We start from the raw sequence: 18681 nt of genomic DNA on the forward strand, positions 1-18681 counted from the left end.
TTACAGTGCCCCAAGTCAACTCGGAAGCAGGGCGTCATCCTGTTTTTTACCGGTAATCAGGCGTAGCAGAAGATATAGCAGCAGGCCAATCGGCCCCGCCATCAGCGTAAAGAAGAGTATCGGGACCTGAAGCCAACGCGCAATCTGGTGCTGGTCTGCATTTCGCGCAATCCAGATGCCGACAAACAAATCGAACGCCAAATAATGGATCCAGCCAATCGTTGCGCCGCCCGGCGAGTCAAACAACGCCATGACCCCCGCTAAGGTTGTGAAGTCGGCAGAAGGTCGGCCTGCGGGACCGCCATCGGAGATGAGTCCCGCCATCAACGGAATGATAAGACCCGCATATAGGCAGGCGAGCAACACCGTTCCTGCGAAAAATACATATGGCACAACCCGTTCGCGCTTCGGGCTGAGCGCCAAAACCACCCAAGCGAGCAGCGCACAAGCATTTGCGACACCGAATATCATTTCCCAGTTCATTTTATATTCTAGCCCCTTTTAACACGCATCAGTCTAGCCTATCGGTGGGCTATGGAAAGACCTGATCCTTTTAGCCTGTTCGACGCATGGTTTGCCGAAGCGCGGACCACCGAAATCAACGACTCCAACGCAATGGCATTGGCGACCACAGGCGCGGATGGACAGCCTTCGGTCCGCATGGTGCTGTTGAAAGGCCATGGCCCAGACCTTGGCGACCATGGTGGATTTGTTTTCTATACGAATTTTGAAAGCCGAAAGGCGATGCAATTGTCCGACAATGCGCAGGTCGCGTTGCTGTTTCACTGGAAATCGCTGCGGCGGCAAATACGGATTGAGGGGGAAGCGAACCCCGTCGACGACGCGACCGCAGATGCCTATTTCGCCACCCGATCGCGCAATTCGCAGCTCGGCGCATGGGCGTCGGACCAGTCGCGTCCGTTGGCCGACCGCGCGACATTCGAAGCGCGTTTTGCCGAGGTAGAAGCCCGCTTTGAAGGCCAAGATGTTCCGCGCCCGCCGCATTGGTCGGGTTGGATGGTCAGCCCGCACCGCATCGAATTCTGGCAAGACCGCGAATTCCGCCTGCATGAGCGTTGGGTATATGAACGCGACGGCGACGGCTGGACGACGGGCATGTTGTATCCATGAGGCACCGCACATGAGCCTTGGGCATAGCCACCATCACCATGCGCATGGTGAACTCACCAAACGTGCGGCCATCGCCAGCGTATCCATGGCGCTGTTCCTGCTTGCACTTAAAATATTTGCGGCGGCAGAGACAGGGTCCGTTGCGCTGCTTGGGTCATTAGCGGACACAGGCTTCGACGTTCTCGCCTCGTTGCTCACGCTTTTCAGTGTCCGTTACGCCGCGATGCCCGCCGATGACGACCACCGTTTCGGCCATGGCAAGGCGGAGGCATTGTCCGCTTTGGTGCAGGTTGTGCTCGTCATACTGTCGGCCATTCTGATTGCATGGCGCGCGATTGTGCGGCTCGGCACGCAGGAACCGACGTCCCATCCGGAATATGGCATTGGGGTCTCACTCATCGCGATTGTGGCAACGCTCGGGCTGCTTGCCTATCAGCGTTATGTTGTCCGCAAAACCGGCTCGGTCGCGATTCAAGCCGACCATGTGCATTATCAGAGCGACCTTTTGCTCAACATTGCGGTTATTGTCGCAATCGTCCTTGATACAATGTTGGGCGTGCGCGGTGCCGACCCATTGTTCGGCATCGCGATTGCAGCATGGCTGTTGTGGGGCGCTTACAAGGCGGCGCGTCTGGCGTTGGACCAATTGCTGGATCGCGAATGGCCGCACGAAAAGCGCCAGCGCTTCATCGAAGTTGCCATGCGCCACCCGGAACTGCGCGGCATTCACGATATGCGCACCCGTTCAAGCGGCGCACATGACTTTTGCCAGTTTCACGTCTGGGTCGACCCCGACATGACGGTCGCGGCGGCCCACCATATCATGGACGAAGTCGAACAAGCGTTGATGGATGAATTCCCCGGCGTCGAAGTGCTGATCCACCCCGACCCCGAAGGCCATAAAGACGAAATGGGCTATATCCCGTCCGAAACCATCGAACATCACGAGCATCCACATGACTGATTTGCCATATTATCACGTAGACGCCTTTGCGCAGCGGCCGTTCACCGGCAATCAGGCCGCCGTCATGCCGCTTACGCACTGGCTGGATGACGCCGTGCTGCAGGCCATTGGTGAGGAAAACAATTTCGCCGAAACCGCTTTTTACATCCCTGATGAAACCGGTGCCGCCGACTACGAATTGCGCTGGTTCACGCCAGAGGTTGAAATCCGCCTCTGCGGCCATGCGACACTTGCGAGTGGGCATATCGTCCTGAGCGAAAACCCTGCGCTTGACCGCGTGACGTTCCGGACGCGCAAAGCGGGCATATTGGAAGTGCGCCGCGAAGGTGATGGCTATGCCGTCGCATTGCCGGCAATCCCGACAGAGCCGGTGAATAACCCAGAAATGATGCAGGCCATGGGCGGCAACCCCCTGTCAATGCGCAGCAACCCCGACAGCTATAATATGTTCGTTTATGCCACAGCGGCAGAAATTTTGGCGCTGAAGCCCGATATGAAGGCGCTTGCGGCACTTGGCGATGACAGCTTCACCGCCACGGCGCGCGGGGAGGACACCGACATTGTCAGCCGCGTTTTCGTTCCAGGTGCGGGCGTGGACGAAGACAGCGTTACCGGCAGTGCCCATGCGGTTCTGACGCCTTATTGGGCTGCCGAGCTGGGATGTGACAATTTTACCGCCTATCAGGCATCGGCGCGCGGCGGTTATCTTGGTTGCCGCCTTGATGGCGAACGTGTGTGGTTGTCAGGCCATTGTTTTACGGTAGTAAAGGGTATGTTCAGCTTGGGCTGACCATCACAGTCATTCCATTGTTCAAAGGATTATTCATGCGTACATCATTGGCCATTTTGGCTGCACTCGTCCTGTCCCCAGTTGCGATGGCTCAGGACGCGCCTCCGCCGCCACCCGCCGGTGGTGTGCCGCAGCCCGAGCAAATCTTTGCTTTTCTCGATGCAGATAAAGACGGCTTCATCGCTAAGGACGAAGCACAGGGACCATTGGTCCAGTATTTCGGGATGATCGATACCGATAAGGACGACAAGATTTCGATGGTCGAGCTAAAGACCGCTATGGAAGCAATGCGTCCGCCTGAGCCTGCGCAAGGCCAGACCGAAGGCAAATAAACTATCCTAAAATATTAGGATAAGACGCGCGGGCAGCCATCGGGCTTCCCGCGCGTTTTTAATGTCAGGCGACAGTTGCCTTGCGGATGACGCCTGGATTCGCAGGTGGCTCACCCTTTGGCAAAGCATCGATATGTTCCATGCCGCTGGTGACTTGGCCCCAGACCGTATACTGGCGGTCAAGGAAGGTCGCATCATCAAAGCAGATGAAGAACTGGCTGTTGGCCGTGTTCGGGTCATTGGTACGCGCCATGGAGCATACGCCGCGCACATGCGGTTCAGCGTTGAATTCCTGCGCCAGATTTGGCTTGGACGAACCGCCCATGCCAGTGCCGTTCGGGCAACCGCCCTGCGCCATGAATCCGGGAATAACGCGGTGGAACTTCACACCGTCGTAAAAACCTTCGCCAGCCAGTTCTTTGATACGGGCAACATGGTTTGGCGCCAGATCAGGGCGAAGTTTGATAACAACGTCGCCGCTGTCGAGCGAAAGGGTAAGCGTTTCATCGGCCATATATATAATCCTTTAGGCTGGGGAAATGTTGACGGTGCCCTAGGGGATGCATTGCGCGCGTGCAAAGCCAAAATCATTGCAATTTAACGCTGCACGCTTAGGAGGGGCGCAATTACAACGTTCAGGCACAAAATTGCGAATGGGAGGCCCGCACATGACAAGCGATATCGCCGACCCATTGACCATCGACACTGAAATTTTGGAGACGCTGGACGAAGACAACCGTCTGACCCGCGATTATGTCGATCGCGTGCTCGACGCGATGGAAGCGGGCGACGCCCAAGAAGTCTACCGGCTTGTTGAACCGCTCCACGAAGCCGACATTGCCGATCTGCTCGAGCTAACGCCATCTGAACGGCGCGGTGACCTTGCCATCAGCATGGGCGAGTTGATGAGCGCCGAAGTGCTGGCCGAGGTCAATGATTATGTCCGCGAGGATATCATCGACGCCTTGCCCGCAGCGCAAGTTGCCGGGCTGGCTGGACAGTTGGACACCGATGACGCGGTTGCGATCATCGAGGATATGGAGGAAGAGGACCAGCAGGCCGTTCTTGCCGAACTGGACCCCGAAGACCGCGCCGTCATCGAAGACGCGCTGTCCTACCCCGAAGAATCCGCTGGTCGTATCATGCAGCGCGAGCTTGTGGCGGTGCCCGAGCATATGACCGTGGGCCAGCTGATCGACTATCTGCGCGACCATCATGAACTGACCACAGAGTTCTGGGAAGTGTTCGTCGTCGACCCGCAGCATAAGCCCGTGGGTACGTGCAAGCTCAGCTGGATCATGCGAAGCCAGCGCAAGGTTCCTGTCAGCGACATTATGAAGCACGAACAGACGCTGATTCCTGTGGACATGGATCAGGAAGAAGTCGCGCTTCGGTTCCAGAAATACGCACTTATTTCTGCCGCTGTTGTGGATGGCGCGGGACGGCTCGTCGGCGTCATCACGGCCGATGACATCGTGCACATCATTCAGGAAGAAGCGGACGAGGATATCTTGCGCCTGTCCGGTGCCGGTGAAGGTGACATTAACGAACCTATTTCGGACAGTTACAAAGCACGCGTGCGTTGGTTGATTGCCAATTTGGGCACCGCGATGGTGGCCAGTTTCATCATCGCGCAATTTGGTGCAGCGATTGAAACCATGGTCGCATTGGCTGTGCTTATGCCGATTGTTGCCTCCATCGGCGGTAATGCAGGCACGCAGACGCTTGCGGTTACGGTGCGCGCGTTGGCAACCAATCAGCTTACGCAATCGAACACGATGCGGTCGATCTGGCGCGAAATTCGCGTAGCCTTGCTCATTGGCGCAACGATTGCGGTGATTGCAGGCGTCGGCGCGGGTGTAATTTTCGACAATTGGCTGCTCGCGGGCGTCATTGCTGCGGCAATATTGTGCAATATTTCGCTCGCGGGATTGTCTGGCGTCGCCATTCCGGTGCTGCTGGACCGCTTGGATCAAGACCCCGCAGTTTCAAGCTCGATTTTTGTCACGATGATCACCGATTCGATGGGCTTTCTCATCTTTCTTGGCCTTGCGGTCTTCAGCGGCCTTGCCGGTTAGCCGCACAGTCCCCAAATCGCGCCCATGCCTCTTAACATGACCAAAATCGCGTTCGGCGCGGAAAGCCCGAAGCATTTGCGCGAGCGTCTCGCGGCTTATGCGCAGGATGGTGAAGTGCGCTTGACCACGCGTTATTTGCCCAAGCGCGTTGACGAAATGGCAGGTGGATCGCTGTTCTGGATTCACACGCACACCATCATCGGCCGAAGCCCCATTTTGGGCTTTATAGAAAATGGCGCCGGTCGCCATTGGATCCGGCTGCAACCGCGCCTGATCGCGGTGCGTTCAACGCCAAAAAGGGCGCATCAGGGCTGGCGCTATCTTGAGGAAGTGAACACCCCGCCGGATCTCGATTCTGTCGAAACCGATGGCCGTGACGAAATGTCACCAAAGATGCTGGGCGAACTTATGAAGATGGGGCTGGTTTAAGCCGCTTCGCGTTTCGCGAGCACCTTTGAAATCACATCTGCAAACGTCTCGGCGCTTTGTGCGCCCGGAACCATGAATTTCTGGTCAAAGATGATCGCGGGGACGCCGGTGATATTCTGGTCGGTCCAATGCGCCATTTCCGCACGCACGCTTTCGGTCAACGCCGCGTCGGCAATCCACGCGGCGGCCACTGCGCGATCCATCCCCTGCGCCTCCGCAATGTCGCACAAGACTTCGGTGTCGCTCACATCGCGCCGGTCCTGAAAATAGGCCTTGAACAGTGCCATTTTCAGATCCGTTTGCGCTTTCCAGCCGCGTTCGATCCCGAAAATCGTCAGCAGCTTATGCGCATTGAACGTATTGTAGATGCGCATGCCCTCGCCATAGTTGAACGCAAAACCCAAGCTTTCGCCAATATCGCTCAGCCGTTGCCGGTTGGCGCGGCTCTGTTCGGGCGTACTGCCATATTTGCGGGCAATATGTTCGGCGGTGTCTTCGCCCTCAGGGGGCATATTCGGGTTTAGTTGAAACGGATGCCAATGGGTTTCGACAGCCAGATCGCGGCCTAGCAGCGTCAGCGCTTTTTCCACCTGCTTTAAACCGATGATGCACCATGGGCACACGACATCGGACACAATATCAATACGCAGCGGAACGGCGGACGTGGTCATTGTGAAACCCAATATTTCAATAGGCTATGCGCAATCGCAAAGGGCGGCGGCGCGTTGAAACGGCGGTCCGAAGCACCCTCCAGCGCAGCACGGGCTTCTTCTTTTGTGACCCACATGGCGTCTTCTATTTCAGTGGTGTCGAGGACCAGCGCGTCGCCTTGCGCGTCGGCGATACACGCCATCATCAGTTGCGACCCACCAAATGGCCATGGCTGGCTGGTGACATAACGCACAGCGCCGCAGGTGACGCCGGCCTCTTCATGGATTTCACGACGCACCGCTTCCTCCATGCTTTCACCGGGCTCCAAAAAGCCAGCGAGCGCCGAGTAATTGCCGGGCGGGAAGCGCGATTGGCGTCCCACGAGCGCTTTGCCTTCATATTCGGCGAGCATGATGACCACAGGGTCCGTGCGTGGAAAATGCTCCTTTGCGCAATTGCCGCATTTGCGGCCCCAGCCTGCACGGAACAGCAAAGTGGCGTGCCCGCAACGTCCACAAAAACGATGGTTATTGTGCCATTCGATCAAGCTGCGCGCGGTGCCGTAAATTGCAGCATCTTCGGCAGGCAGCATGGACAAGGCACGCCAGATAGCGGGCGAACGAAATGCGTCCCCAGTTGCCTCAACGACGGCGACAAAATGCGGCTTATCATCGGAAAGGCCAAGTAAGATAAGTTCTTCCGAACCATCCAATTCTGCCATCGAATGCCAATGCAAGCCGCCTGCATCGCTGACGCGCGGATCTAGGCCATCGAGACCCAAAACCCGCGCACGCCAGTCAGCCAGCAAAGCGCCATAGGCTTCTGCATCATTGCGTACGCGGTCAGCGCGATCGAGCGGTGAGCCCGTAAATCCCGGCGACATCATCGGATCAGGCTGGCAGGCCAAGGTCCTTCAGGACCCATTTTGCGAAATTCTCGTGGAATGGATAGGCGTTGCTTGGCATATACTGCGCCATGCAAACGGCGCGCAGCTTGCGCTTCGGGTCGACGAACGCAACGGTGCCGGCAGCACCACCCCAGCCGTACACACCCTCGTTCGCGCCCTTGCCAACGCGTCCGCCCGCGCCAAAGCCTGCGCCATCCGCATACGTACCGTCGGTTGACACAGCAGGGGGCAACAGGTCGGACATTGCGAGCGCAGCCGTTTTTGGCGACATAATCCGCACGCCATCCAGCTCACCATAATTGGCAAGCATGTTGAGGAACCGGTCATAATCGCGCGCCGAACAGACCACTCCTGCACCACCAAAGGCAAAGGCGGGCTTGTCGAGATAGATGCTCGTCGCCGCCGGATCGATTGGGAACAGGACGCCGTTCACGGGCGCATAGTTTGAAACCAATCGCGGCGTTTCCGACTTTGGCACTTGGAAATAGCTGCTGTTCATTTTCAGCGGTTCGAAAATGCGTGTCTTGAGGAAGGCCTCAAAATCCATACCGCTGGCAACTTCAATAACGCGACCCAACAAATCGAGCGAGATTGAATAGCTCCATTTGGTTCCGGGTTCTGCAATCAACGGCAATTTTGCAAGCCGTTCCGAAAATGTCTTCAGATCAGGGGTCGGCTTGCTGGTTGGCTGACCGGGAATAGGAAAACGGCTGACGATGCCCGGCGTAATGCCGTTGTCCAGATAGGCCTGCAACAACGGACCCTTGGTGATGATGGAATATCCAAGGCCCGCAGTATGCGTCAACAAGTGGCGAACCGTAATCTGGTTCTTGGCCGGAACCGCATCCATGCTTTTTTCAGGGTCGGTCAGGACCGTCATATTGGCGAATTCAGGCAGAAATTCGGAAATGGGTTGGTCGAGCTTCATCTTGCCTTCACCAACCAAAATCATCGCGGCCATGCCCGTGATAGGCTTCGTCATCGAATAGACGCGCCATAATGAGTCGATATTGACAGGCGTTTTCTCGCCCAATCCTTGCGTACCAACGGCAATGACGTCTGGCAGACCAGACGCCCGGCCAATCGTTGCCAAAACACCCGGAAGCTTGCCCGACGAAACATAGCTGTCGAATTCGGCTTTAATCGTCGGATATTTTTCGGCAGCCTGCGCCCAAGCCATGCCGGGCAGGAACGCACCAACGGCTCCAGCGCCTGCCAGTCGCCCGCCCCATGCGAGTAATCCGCGCCGACCCAACATGATCTGGCCTGTTGCTTGTACGTCCATCATCTCTCTCCTGCGTTCAAAACCGCCTCACTCACTTTTCTGAATAGGGTCGGCAGACCAGCATTGTCGAGCGATTTTAGCGGCCACCATTCGCCCTCACCGGGGCCGTCTGCGTCTGCTGGCCATGACGTAACGGCAATGTTTACGGTCAGGGAAAAATGCGTGAATATATGCGCAACCTGCACCGACAAATTTTGCCAATTGGCTGCGGCGGGCGGGATTGCATCACCGTCGATGCGCGCTGTCCATCCGTCATCCGGCAATGCCCGCATGCTCGCAAGCAAACCGCGATCATCCCGGCGCAGCAGCCAGACATGGCCATCACGTTCAATCCAATACACATGCCCCACCCGTTGCGGTTTCGGGCTTTTCGGCAGTTTTGCAGGATATATTTCAGGGTTGCCTGCACGAAAGGCGGCACATGCGGATTGGATGGGACAAATCAGGCACGAAGGAGACCGTACCGAGCAAATACCCGCGCCCAGATCCATCATCGCCTGCGCAAAATCGCCTGCCCTTAGGTCTGGCGTGATGCTATCGGTAGCCGCGCGAATGTCTGGCTTTGCCTGCGGCAGTGGCGTTGATATCGCAAATAGCCGCGACACCACCCGCTCAACATTGGCGTCGACTACCACTGCACGCCGCCCAAATGCGATCGCGGCAATCGCCGCTGCTGTGTAGGGGCCGATGCCCGGCAGCTTCAGCAAATCTGCTTCATAAGACGGCAATTGCCCCTGATATTCGGAAACGACCACGCGTGCGCATTTTAACAGATTGCGGGCGCGGGCATAATAACCAAGCCCGGCCCATGCGGCCATAACATCCGCATCATCGGCCGCAGCCAGTGCCGAAAAATTGGGCCACGTCTGGGTGAATGTGCGGAAATAGGCACCAACGGCGGCGACCGTGGTCTGCTGCAACATGATTTCCGACAACCAGACATGATATGGGTCCGCGAAACCCTGGCCCGGCAGTTTCCGCCATGGCAAGGTTCGGGCATGAACATCATAATGCGCCAGCAGACGCTCGGCGATATCCCCAGAATTCTGGTCAGTCTGTTGGACGGCAGGCATGTAAAATGGCATGGATTAGGTGATGGATAAAGGCAAGCCACCAACAGCGCCAAAGGACCCGAAAAAGCCGGTAACGCCCAAGACGTTTCAGCGTCCACGCGGCGGTGAGGCCAAAGCGGTGTCCGCACTGATGCCCGAAATCGGCAGGGCCGCGTTCCGACGCTTTGGCTTTGTGCAAAGTTCGGTTGTCAGCCGTTGGGACGAAATTGTTGGCGCGCGCTACGCCGCTGTGTCTGCGCCGGAGGCGATCCGTTTTCCCATTGGTAAGAAATCCGACGGCACGCTTGAACTTACCGTTGAAGGCGCGCATGCCACGATGATCCAGCATGTGCTTCCCGAGATTATCGACCGGGTGAACCGCTTCTTCGGCTATGGCGCGGTCGCGCGGGTGAAGGTCCGCCAAGGGCCGGTGGCAAAGCCGCCCGCACGGCAACCAATAGCGCCGCCTTCGCTAAAGCCTATACCGATGGAACTGGGCGAATCTCTGCGCGAAATCGGTGATCCCGAACTGTTTGCCGTGCTCGAAAGTCTTGCAAAAAGCCTTGCCAAAGGCAGCGAGTGATTCCAGATGCACGGGATGGTTTCAATGGCTAAGGCTATGTTGATGTTGCGTGCAAAAAAATCCTTGTTTTTCATCTTGTTGGGCGCTGCTGCGCTTTCCACGACTCTGGCCGCGGCACCTGCGCCAAGCAAATGGCTTTCCACCGTTACGATGACCGACAAGGGCGCGCATGTTTTAGGCAATCCGGCAGCGCCCAATAAGGTTGTCGAATATCTTAGCTACACATGTAGCCATTGTGCGGATTTTGAGTTGAACGAGGCACCTGCATTCAAGGCGGAGTCGGTTGCAACTGGCAAAGCGAGCTACGAAGTTCGAAATATGGTTTTGAACTCGGTTGACCTCACCGCTGCGATGCTTGCGCGTTGTGGTGGCAAGGGCAAATTCTTTGGCAATCAGCGGCATTTGTTCGCGACCCAATCCGTCTGGTTGGGCAAGACCAAAAATATCAATGCTGAAACGCAGGCAAAGCTTAAATCCGCAGATTATGCTGGTTTCATGATTGGCGCGTTTGACGCACTCGGGCTTGGGCCAATCATGCAACAGCGCGGCATCACGCCTGCTCAAGCAAAAGTCTGCCTGGCGGACAAAGCCGCACTGAAGGCGGTCATCGATATGACGGAGGCCGGAGCTGCGCTGGGCGTGCGCGGTACACCGTCATTCATGGTCAACGGCGTCTTGCAAGACCACGTCCATAATGCGGCCGAACTGAAAGCGGCATTGAAATAACTCGACATCCAACATTGAAGGATATCCCATGCGTATCAAGACACTCATTTCGACAACACTAGCGGTTTTGGCGCTCGCAGCCTGCAGCGGCGGTGACACAGCGGGTGCCCCGAAAGGCGAACCGATCGCTAAGGTAGCAGCCCCCGCCGGCACGGCATGGGTCGATGTCGTTAGCAAAACCGAACTCGGTGGCTATAAAATGGGCAATCCGGATGCGCCATTGAAGCTGGTCGAATATGGCGCAATCACATGCCCCGGTTGTGCGCAATTCTCTGTACAATCATCGGAACAACTGCACGAAATCGTCAACAGCGGCCGCGTGTCGTTGGAATTCCGCCCCTTTCTGATCCATGGTATTCAGGACGTTCCCGGTTTCCTGCTGGCGCAATGCAGCGGTCCTGAGGCATTTTTCCCACTGACCGATCAGCTGTATGCCGAACAGCCCACCTGGCTGAGCAAAATCAGCACGGTGACGGAGGCAGATCAGCAAGCCATGCAGAAAATGTCGCCGGGGCAAATTGCAACCCTGCTGGGAACGAAGATGGGCCTGATCGAATTCGTAAAGTCGCGTGGTATTAGCGAAGACCAAGCCAAGGCATGTCTGTCGGACAAAGCCGCAATCGATGCCCTGATTAAGACCACAGAGCGCGGTACAAAGGATGACGGCGTAACGGGAACGCCATTCTTCATCCTCAACGGGGCAAAGCTGGACGCCAGTTCGTGGAACCAGGTGAAGACCAAGCTGATCGAGGCTGGCGCGCGCTAAGTATGGCTCGGGGGGGCACTGACATCGCCTCATACGCAACAGGAGCAGCCCGTTGCGTATAAAGAAGCTGAAACTGGTCGGCTTCAAAAGCTTTGTCGAGCCCGCCGAATTGCGGATCGAAAACGGCCTGACGGGCATCGTCGGGCCGAACGGTTGCGGCAAATCCAACCTGCTGGAAGCGATCCGCTGGGTCATGGGCGAAAGCAGCGCAAAATCCATGCGCGGCGCCGGCATGGAAGATGTGATCTTTGCGGGTACAGCGTCCCGCCCACCGCGTGACTTTGCCGAAGTTACCATCTTGGCGGAACGTAGCGATGATGGTGACGCTGCAACGGACGGTGATCAGGAACTGGAAGTTACCCGGCGGATTGAACGCGGCGCTGGATCGGCCTATCGCTCGAACGGCAGGGACGTGCGCGCCAAAGATGTCGCCCTCATCTTCGCAGACGCGGCTACAGGTGCGCATTCGCCTGCGCTCGTCAGTCAGGGCCGGATTGGCGCGATCATCTCTGCAAAGCCACAGGAACGGCGGCAAATGCTCGAGGAAGCGGCCGGCATCTCCGGACTGCATGTGCGGCGTAAAGACGCCGAACAAAAACTTCGCGCCGCAGAAAGCAACCTTGCACGGCTGGCAACCATCCTCGCCGACATGGACGCCCGCGCGGGGCAATTGCGGCGGCAGGCCAAACAGGCCGAACGCTACCGCACCTTGTCAAAAGACATATTGCAGGCCGAGGCACGGCTTATTTTCGTGCGTTGGCGCGAAGCCAAGGCTGCGGCTGATGCTGCGCGGGCTGAGGCCAATGCCGCGACTGCCGCCGTAGACAGCGCCGCCGCCACGCAGCGTGCTTTAACCGAACGGCAACAGGACGCCGTGACCCAATTGGCAAACGCCCGCGCCGTTGCAATGGCAGCACGCGATGCCGCCAATGACGTTTCCAACAAGCTCGTCCAACTAACGGGTGAGCAGGAACGGATATTGCAGCGGCAGTCGGATTTGTCTGCGCAAGCGTCCCGCATGGCCGAAGATGGCGCGCGTGAGGGCAAATTAACCCACGACGCGGCCGATGCGCTCGCGCACCTTCAGAGCGAGAGCGTGGCTTTATCTGAACAGATCAAAGCACAGGAAGAAGAACGCCCTGCCCTGTTGCGCGCGGCCGAAAATGTTGAACGTCAGGCCCGCGAAAGCGAAATTGCCTTGGCAAAGGCCGCCGCGGAACAAGCCAGAGCCGACGCCGAATTGCGCGTGGCCGACGCGGCTGTTGCGGCGGCAACCATGCGTGCCGAGCGGGCAGCAGGCGCAGTTGCGCGCATGGCGAACGAGCGGGACGCCTTGGGCGATGAAGCGGCATGTGAATCGGCCAAAAAATCGGCAGAAGCCAGCGTTGCCACCTTACAAAAGCATTTGCAGGAAAACACCGAAGCGAGCGTAGCGGCGGAAACGCGCAGGACCGAATTGATCGCCGCACGCGACGGCGCGCAGGCAAGCCTAGCCAGTGCCAAAGCAGAGCTCGCGGGTTTGCTGACCGAGCAAAATGCGCTCGAACGGTCCCTTGCCAAAGGGGACGGCGACAAGGCGATTAACCGTATCACAGTTCGGCCAGGCTACGAACGCGCATTGGCTACCGCGCTGGGTGATGATGCCGATGCCACCATTGGTGGGGATACCGGACGCCGTTGGCTGGGCGGGACGCCCGCGATGGATGCTTTGGCCGACAATGCCCTGATCCATTATGTCGACGCACCTGAGGAACTGGCTGCACGCCTTTCGCATGTGCGGGTTGTCGAACAAGATAATGGTGCAGCACTGACACCGGGTGAGCGCGTGGTAACGCTTTCCGGGCAATTGCGCCGCTGGGATGGTTTCGCCACCGATGGCGACGGCGCGACGACCGCTGAGCTGCTGGTCCGGGCGAACCGACTGGCCGAACTGAATGCACTTATTCCGCCCGCCGAAGCGGCGTTGGCGGAACAGGCCGAGGCGCTTGCGCAAATGACGGATGCTATCGGTACAGCACAAGATGCTGTTCGGGCGGCCGCCGCAGCGCGGGCAGAAACCGAAGGGCAATTGCGGCAAGCTCTGCGTGCCGTGGACCAAGCCGAAGATGCGCTGGCCCGGCTTAAATCTGCAAAGGCCGCGCTGCTGGACCGTATGGCGGCCAGCGAACAAGAGCTCGCCGAAGCAAAGTCCGAACAAAGCACCGCAGAAGCCGCCCGTGCCGCGTTGCCAGATGGCACGCATCATTCGGACCTCGTGCAAAAGCTCGTCGTCGCGAACGAAGCTGCGCGCGAGCTGCTGGCCCGCAATCAGGCGGATTTGTCGTCACTTGAACAGCGCATTGCGCAAATTCGCGAACGCCGTGCCGTCGCGCTTGCCGAAATCCGGGGATGGCAAGAACGCGCTGGCGAAGCGGAACGCCGGATCGCCGACATGAACAAGCGCAGCGCGGATATTGCTGCCGAGCAGGAAGCGATGGAGGGGCGGCCCGATATTCTGGCACGCGAGATCGCGCGCCTGCGCGCGGACAAAGAACAGCTGGCCGAAAAGCTGAACGGCCTTCAAGTCACCGAAAGTGCCTGCGAAAAAACGCTTCGGGAACTGGAAAACGAACTTGCGACCGCTGCAGAGGCGCTCTCCGTTGCCCGCGAGGCCCGCGCTGGCGCCGAAGCACGCGCGGAAAATCAGGAACATCGCCGCGTTGAAATGGGACGGATATCGGGCGAGCGTTTTGAATGCCCGCCGCCAGTGCTTCCCGAAAAGCTCGGGTTCGATGAACATGCAATGGAAGATGCGTCGGTAGAGTCCGCGCGGCTTGACCGGCTGCAGAATGAACGCGAGCGCATTGGGCCGGTAAATCTTATCGCAGCTGATGAACTCGCGGAGCTTGAGGCGCAACAGGGTGCAGGCGCGGCAGAAAGCGAAGAGCTCACGCTCGCAATTAACCGTCTGCGCGGTTCTATCGGCAGCTTAAATCGCGAAGGCAGAGCGCGCTTGCTCGCTGCATTTGAAGCAGTCGATGGACATTTCCGCCGGCTCTTCGCAACGCTGTTCAACGGCGGCCAGGCCCATCTCGCATTGATCGACAGCGAAGACCCACTTGAGGCAGGCCTTGAGATATTTGCGCAACCGCCGGGCAAAAAGCTTCAGTCGCTGACCCTTTTGTCAGGCGGAGAGCAGGCGCTGACGGCGGTCGCGCTTATCTTTGGATTGTTCCTCACCAACCCGGCGCCGATATGTGTCCTTGACGAAGTTGACGCCCCACTTGACGATGCGAATATCGAACGCTTCTGCGATTTGTTGGAAGCGATGACGCGCGAAACCGACACCCGCTACCTGATTGTCACGCACAACGCCGTCACGATGAGCAGAATGCACCGTCTGTTTGGCGTCACGATGGTCGAACAGGGCATCAGCCGGCTGGTATCGGTTGACCTTGGTGGTGCCGAACAATTACTGGCTGCCGAATGACTTTACATGGCCCGATCACAAACAGCTTTATTTCGCAGCGCCTTCGGCTGAACTACGTCGATTGGGGCAACCCCGATGCGCCGCCATTGCTTTTGGTCCATGGCGGTCGCGACCATGCGCGCAGCTGGGACTGGGTCGCCGAAGAGTTGCGCGATGATTGGCACATTATTGCACCCGACCTGCGCGGCCATGGCGACAGCGCGTGGTCACCCGACGGCAATTACGAAATGTCTGCCTTTGTCTATGATCTGGCGCAGCTCATTCACCAGCTCAACCTTGCCCCCGTGAGCATCATAGCGCACTCGATGGGCGGCAATATCGCCACGCGTTATGCAGGGCTCTACCCTGAAAATGTCCGCAAGATGGTGAATATTGAGGGGCTTGGCCTCTCCCCCAAAATGCAGGCGGAACGCGACGCAATTGGCATACAAAATCGTTTCCGGCAGTGGATTGACGATAAGCGCAATGCGGCTGGCCGGACCCCGAAACGCTATCCCAATATTGAAGCTGCCTATGAACGGATGAAGGCGGAAAACAGCTATTTGACCGATGAACAGGCGCGCCATTTGACCGTGCACGGCATCAGCCGGAACGAGGATGGCAGCTGGAGCTGGAAGTTCGACAATTACCTCAACATCTGGGCAATATTCGACATGCCACGCGAAGATTTGCTCGCAATCTGGCAGTCGATCACCTGTCCGATGTTGATGATGTATGGTGCCGACAGTTGGGCATCAAATCCCGAAAAAGATGGCCGCATCGCGCATTTTCCCACGGCAAAAGTCGTCGAATATGAAAATGCCGGGCATTGGTTGCATCATGACCAGTTTGACCGCTTCATGGCCGACGTAAAGGCGTTCCTCTAATCGAACATCGCGCGCAACGCGGATATGGTGTCCGCCTCTTCAGCCGGTTTGTCCCTGCGTAAACGCGAGATACGCGGGAAACGCATGGCCACACCTGATTTGTGCCGCTTGGATTCGTGCACCGCGTCAAACGCGACCTCAAGCACCAGCGACTTTTCCACTTCGCGGACCGGGCCAAAACGGGCGACGGTGTTATTGCGGACAAAGCGGTCGAGCCATTTCAGTTCTTCGTCGCTGAACCCGGAATAGGCCTTTCCAACCGGCAACAAATTGCCATCTTCGGTCCAGCAGCCAAAGGTGTAATCGGAATAATATGAGGATCGTTTTCCGCTGCCCCGTTGCGCATACATCATCACGCAGTCAGCCACGAGCGGTTCGCGTTTCCATTTGTACCACAAACCGACCTTACGCCCCGCCAGATAAAGCGAATCGCGCCGCTTGAGCATCACGCCTTCAATCGCCGCCTCACGTGCGGCCGCCCGGATTTCGGCCAGATGCTCAAAATCGCGCGCCGCGATGACCGCAGACAAATCGAAACGCGCAGGGTCAAGCTTCGCTGTGAACAGTTCAAGCCTGTCGCGCCGCGCGGTCCATGGCTGACCGCGCAGATCTTCGGACCCATCGAACAATATGTCGTACAGGCGGACAAACACCGGATATTCCGCCTGCATGGCTGCGGTAACATTCTTGCGGCCCAGCCGTTGCTGCAACGCATTGAAGCTGGCGGCTTCGCCGCCCTGCACGTCGCCGCGCACCAGCAATTCGCCGTCGACCACGCCAATATTATTGAACGCCGCCGCTATTTCGGGGAACGACCCCGTCACTTCGTCACCGCCACGGCTGAATAGCCGCGTTTCGCCGCCGGTCGACGCAATCTGGATACGGATTCCGTCCCATTTCCACTCGGCGGCAAATTCATCAAGATGCACGCTGCCATCTTCAAGCGGGTGGGCGAGCATGAAGGGACGGAAAAAGGCGCTGTCGGCGGGGTCGGGCCGTTCGGTCCGCCCTTCGCCCCATACAAAAAGCTCGGTGTATGGCGGGCGAAGCGCGTGCCACACCTCCTCGACATCATCGACGGACACGCCAAAGGCTTGCCCGAAAGCGGTCTTGGCAAGACGCGCAGATATGCCAACCCGCATGCCGCCCGTTGCAAGCTTCAGCAGCGCATAGCGGCCATTGGCATCCAACCGGTCCATCAACTCCGCCAACACCGCCGGAGCGCGCGCGCGGCTGGTACTGTTCAGCAAGTCGATGACTTCGGACACGGTGGGCGCGGCATCGCCGCCGCTCTTGTCTGGCCACATCAGCGCGACAGTTTCGGCAGTATCGCCAACATAATCGCGGCTCATGCGGAACAGCATGGGGTCGAAACGTTCCTCTGCCATCGCGCGAATGGCCGCCGATTTGACCGTGGCAATATTCAGCGTTCCGGCCAGTGCCGCCAAAGCCCAGCCGCGATCGGGGTCCGGTGTTATACGCAGATAATCCGCGATCAGCCGGATCTTCAAATCGCGCGACCGCGTGTAGATCAAGCCATCGATGAGCGCGGCAAATGCTTGCATCAGCCTTCGTCCTCGTCTTCGCGGCCAATCAGGTCCAGCGCGCGCGCCTTTAACTGATGCAGTTCGCACCACCGACCCAGCGCATCGGTGCGGCCATGGGTAATCCAGGTTTCTGACGGGCGCAGCTCAAGCAACGTATCGGTCAACTCGGTCCAGTCGGCATGGTCTGAAATGACCAAAGGCAGTTCGACATTGCGCTGTCGTGCGCGTTGGCGCACGCGCATCCACCCCGATGCCATGGCGGTTATGGGTTCGGGCAGGCGCTGTGCCCAACGGTCATTCATCGCAGACGGCGGCGCTATAACAATCGCGCCTTTCAATTCCGATTTGGCAAGGCCCGTTGCCATAATGAGGTCGCCCAGCGGCACATTGTGCGCGGCGTATAGGTCGCACATTTTCTGCATCGCGCCATGAATATAAATGGGGGCGTCGTATCCCGCCCTGCGCAGCTCAGCGATAACGCGCTGCGCCTTACCCAACGCATAAGCGCCCACAACAATGCAGCCATCAACATTGGCGTCGCGGGCGGCAAGTAACTTAGCAATCTCGTCCTCAATCGGCGGATGCGTGAACACCGGAAGACCAAAGGTTGCTTCGGTAATCAAAACATCGCAGGCAACGGGCTCAAACGGGGTGCATGTCGGGTCAAAGCGACGCTTATAATCGCCGGTCACCACAACCCGCTCGCCAGCATGTTCAAGCAATATCTGCGCCGATCCAAGCACATGCCCAGCGGGGTGAAAGCTTATCTTCACGCCGCCATGTTCGAACCCGTCGCCATAAGGCACTGGCGTGCCCATTTCGGTTCCATATCGCAGCGCCATGATCGCAAGCGTTTCAGGTGTCGCCCACACTGCGCCATGACCGCTGCGTGCATGGTCCGCATGGCCATGGGTGACAAGCGCGCGTTCGGCAGGACGCGACGGATCAATCCACATGTCTGCAGGCTTCACATAAATGCCATGCGCGTGCGGCTCTATCCAATGTTGGGCGGCGGTTCGGGAGATGTCGGCTGTCCTTTTCGTAATCAGGATATGGGCAGTGGCAGGCGCGATGTAAACAGCATGTATCAGCGAAAGTTCATGGC

General features: G+C 58.0%; 19 protein-coding genes. 11 read left to right on the plus strand and 8 right to left on the minus strand.

Annotation, left to right across the window (positions count from 1 at the left end; genetic code table 11):
* Positions 1 to 15: 15 nt before the first annotated feature.
* On the minus strand, positions 16 to 483 hold the full coding sequence (locus GGR91_RS07940; RefSeq protein ID WP_183941676.1) for an ABA4-like family protein: 468 nt from the start codon (positions 481 to 483) through the stop codon (positions 16 to 18).
* A gap of 51 nt (positions 484 to 534) precedes the next feature.
* Here GGR91_RS07940 and pdxH point away from each other — a divergent pair, with 51 nt between their 5' ends.
* Genes pdxH through GGR91_RS07960 form a run of 4 tightly spaced genes read left to right on the plus strand, consistent with a single transcriptional unit; the run spans position 535 to position 3217 of the window.
* Positions 535 to 1131 (plus strand): pyridoxamine 5'-phosphate oxidase, encoded by a 597-nt coding sequence (pdxH, locus tag GGR91_RS07945; protein ID WP_183941677.1) that lies wholly within the window; start codon positions 535 to 537, stop codon positions 1129 to 1131.
* 10 nt (positions 1132 to 1141) lie between these two features.
* Positions 1142 to 2095 carry a cation diffusion facilitator family transporter gene (locus tag GGR91_RS07950; RefSeq protein WP_183941678.1) on the plus strand — a complete coding sequence of 318 codons (954 nt, stop codon included), beginning with the start codon at positions 1142 to 1144 and terminating at the stop codon, positions 2093 to 2095.
* Positions 2088 to 2885, plus strand: a complete 798-nt coding sequence (locus GGR91_RS07955; RefSeq protein ID WP_183941679.1) for a PhzF family phenazine biosynthesis protein — start codon at positions 2088 to 2090, stop codon at positions 2883 to 2885. Before GGR91_RS07950 ends, GGR91_RS07955 begins: the two co-directional genes overlap by 8 nt.
* Positions 2886 to 2920: 35 nt before the next feature.
* Positions 2921 to 3217, plus strand: a complete 297-nt coding sequence (locus GGR91_RS07960; protein ID WP_183941680.1) for an EF-hand domain-containing protein — start codon at positions 2921 to 2923, stop codon at positions 3215 to 3217.
* 64 nt (positions 3218 to 3281) lie between these two features.
* Here GGR91_RS07960 and GGR91_RS07965 read toward each other — a convergent pair whose 3' ends face one another.
* Positions 3282 to 3731 carry a peptidylprolyl isomerase gene (locus GGR91_RS07965; protein WP_183941681.1) on the minus strand — a complete coding sequence of 150 codons (450 nt, stop codon included), beginning with the start codon at positions 3729 to 3731 and terminating at the stop codon, positions 3282 to 3284.
* A 154-nt stretch (positions 3732 to 3885) separates the two neighbouring features.
* Here GGR91_RS07965 and mgtE point away from each other — a divergent pair, with 154 nt between their 5' ends.
* The gene (gene mgtE, locus GGR91_RS07970) at positions 3886 to 5295 is read left to right on the plus strand and encodes a magnesium transporter (protein ID WP_246337117.1); all 1410 of its coding nucleotides are present in this window, start codon (positions 3886 to 3888) and stop codon (positions 5293 to 5295) included.
* A 24-nt stretch (positions 5296 to 5319) separates the two neighbouring features.
* A complete protein-coding gene (locus tag GGR91_RS07975; protein ID WP_183941683.1) occupies positions 5320 to 5724 on the plus strand; it encodes a DUF1489 domain-containing protein in 405 nt (134 codons plus the stop codon).
* Here GGR91_RS07975 and GGR91_RS07980 read toward each other — a convergent pair.
* The 4 genes from GGR91_RS07980 to GGR91_RS07995 are packed head-to-tail and all read right to left on the minus strand — an operon-like array spanning position 5721 to position 9640.
* On the minus strand, positions 5721 to 6395 hold the full coding sequence (locus tag GGR91_RS07980) for a DsbA family oxidoreductase (RefSeq protein ID WP_183941684.1): 675 nt from the start codon (positions 6393 to 6395) through the stop codon (positions 5721 to 5723). The genes GGR91_RS07975 and GGR91_RS07980 overlap by 4 nt on opposite strands.
* Complete coding sequence (gene nudC / locus GGR91_RS07985; protein ID WP_183941685.1) at positions 6392 to 7261, minus strand: NAD(+) diphosphatase; 870 nt, start codon at positions 7259 to 7261, stop codon at positions 6392 to 6394. Before nudC ends, GGR91_RS07980 begins: the two co-directional genes overlap by 4 nt.
* Before the next feature lie 4 nt (positions 7262 to 7265).
* On the minus strand, positions 7266 to 8570 hold the full coding sequence (locus GGR91_RS07990; RefSeq protein ID WP_246337118.1) for a serine hydrolase domain-containing protein: 1305 nt from the start codon (positions 8568 to 8570) through the stop codon (positions 7266 to 7268).
* A complete protein-coding gene (locus GGR91_RS07995) occupies positions 8567 to 9640 on the minus strand; it encodes an A/G-specific adenine glycosylase (protein ID WP_183941686.1) in 1074 nt (357 codons plus the stop codon). Before GGR91_RS07995 ends, GGR91_RS07990 begins: the two co-directional genes overlap by 4 nt.
* 22 nt (positions 9641 to 9662) lie before the next feature.
* Here GGR91_RS07995 and GGR91_RS08000 point away from each other — a divergent pair, with 22 nt between their 5' ends.
* The 5 genes from GGR91_RS08000 to GGR91_RS08020 are packed head-to-tail and all read left to right on the plus strand — an operon-like array spanning position 9663 to position 16029.
* A complete protein-coding gene (locus GGR91_RS08000) occupies positions 9663 to 10202 on the plus strand; it encodes a DUF721 domain-containing protein (protein ID WP_183941687.1) in 540 nt (179 codons plus the stop codon).
* Between the two features lie 42 nt (positions 10203 to 10244).
* The gene (locus GGR91_RS08005) at positions 10245 to 10928 is read left to right on the plus strand and encodes a thioredoxin domain-containing protein (RefSeq protein ID WP_183941688.1); all 684 of its coding nucleotides are present in this window, start codon (positions 10245 to 10247) and stop codon (positions 10926 to 10928) included.
* Positions 10929 to 10956: 28 nt separating this feature from the next.
* Positions 10957 to 11694: a thioredoxin domain-containing protein gene (locus GGR91_RS08010; protein WP_183941689.1), complete on the plus strand. Its 738-nt coding sequence runs from the start codon at positions 10957 to 10959 to the stop codon at positions 11692 to 11694.
* A gap of 52 nt (positions 11695 to 11746) precedes the next feature.
* A complete protein-coding gene (locus tag GGR91_RS08015) occupies positions 11747 to 15163 on the plus strand; it encodes a chromosome segregation SMC family protein (protein WP_183941690.1) in 3417 nt (1138 codons plus the stop codon).
* The gene (locus GGR91_RS08020; protein WP_183941691.1) at positions 15160 to 16029 is read left to right on the plus strand and encodes an alpha/beta fold hydrolase; all 870 of its coding nucleotides are present in this window, start codon (positions 15160 to 15162) and stop codon (positions 16027 to 16029) included. Before GGR91_RS08015 ends, GGR91_RS08020 begins: the two co-directional genes overlap by 4 nt.
* Here GGR91_RS08020 and GGR91_RS08025 read toward each other — a convergent pair.
* A complete protein-coding gene (locus tag GGR91_RS08025; RefSeq protein ID WP_183941692.1) occupies positions 16026 to 17594 on the minus strand; it encodes a cisplatin damage response ATP-dependent DNA ligase in 1569 nt (522 codons plus the stop codon). The two genes, GGR91_RS08020 and GGR91_RS08025, sit on opposite strands and share 4 nt — an antisense overlap.
* Positions 17594 to 18601, minus strand: a complete 1008-nt coding sequence (locus GGR91_RS08030; RefSeq protein ID WP_322788800.1) for a ligase-associated DNA damage response exonuclease — start codon at positions 18599 to 18601, stop codon at positions 17594 to 17596. The genes GGR91_RS08025 and GGR91_RS08030 overlap by 1 nt, the downstream gene beginning before the upstream one ends.
* Between the last annotated feature and the right edge of the window lie 80 nt (positions 18602 to 18681).

Origin of the sequence: Sphingorhabdus rigui, from assembly GCF_014196595.1 — a bacterium.
Taxonomy (GTDB): Bacteria; Pseudomonadota; Alphaproteobacteria; order Sphingomonadales; family Sphingomonadaceae; genus Sphingorhabdus_B; species Sphingorhabdus_B rigui.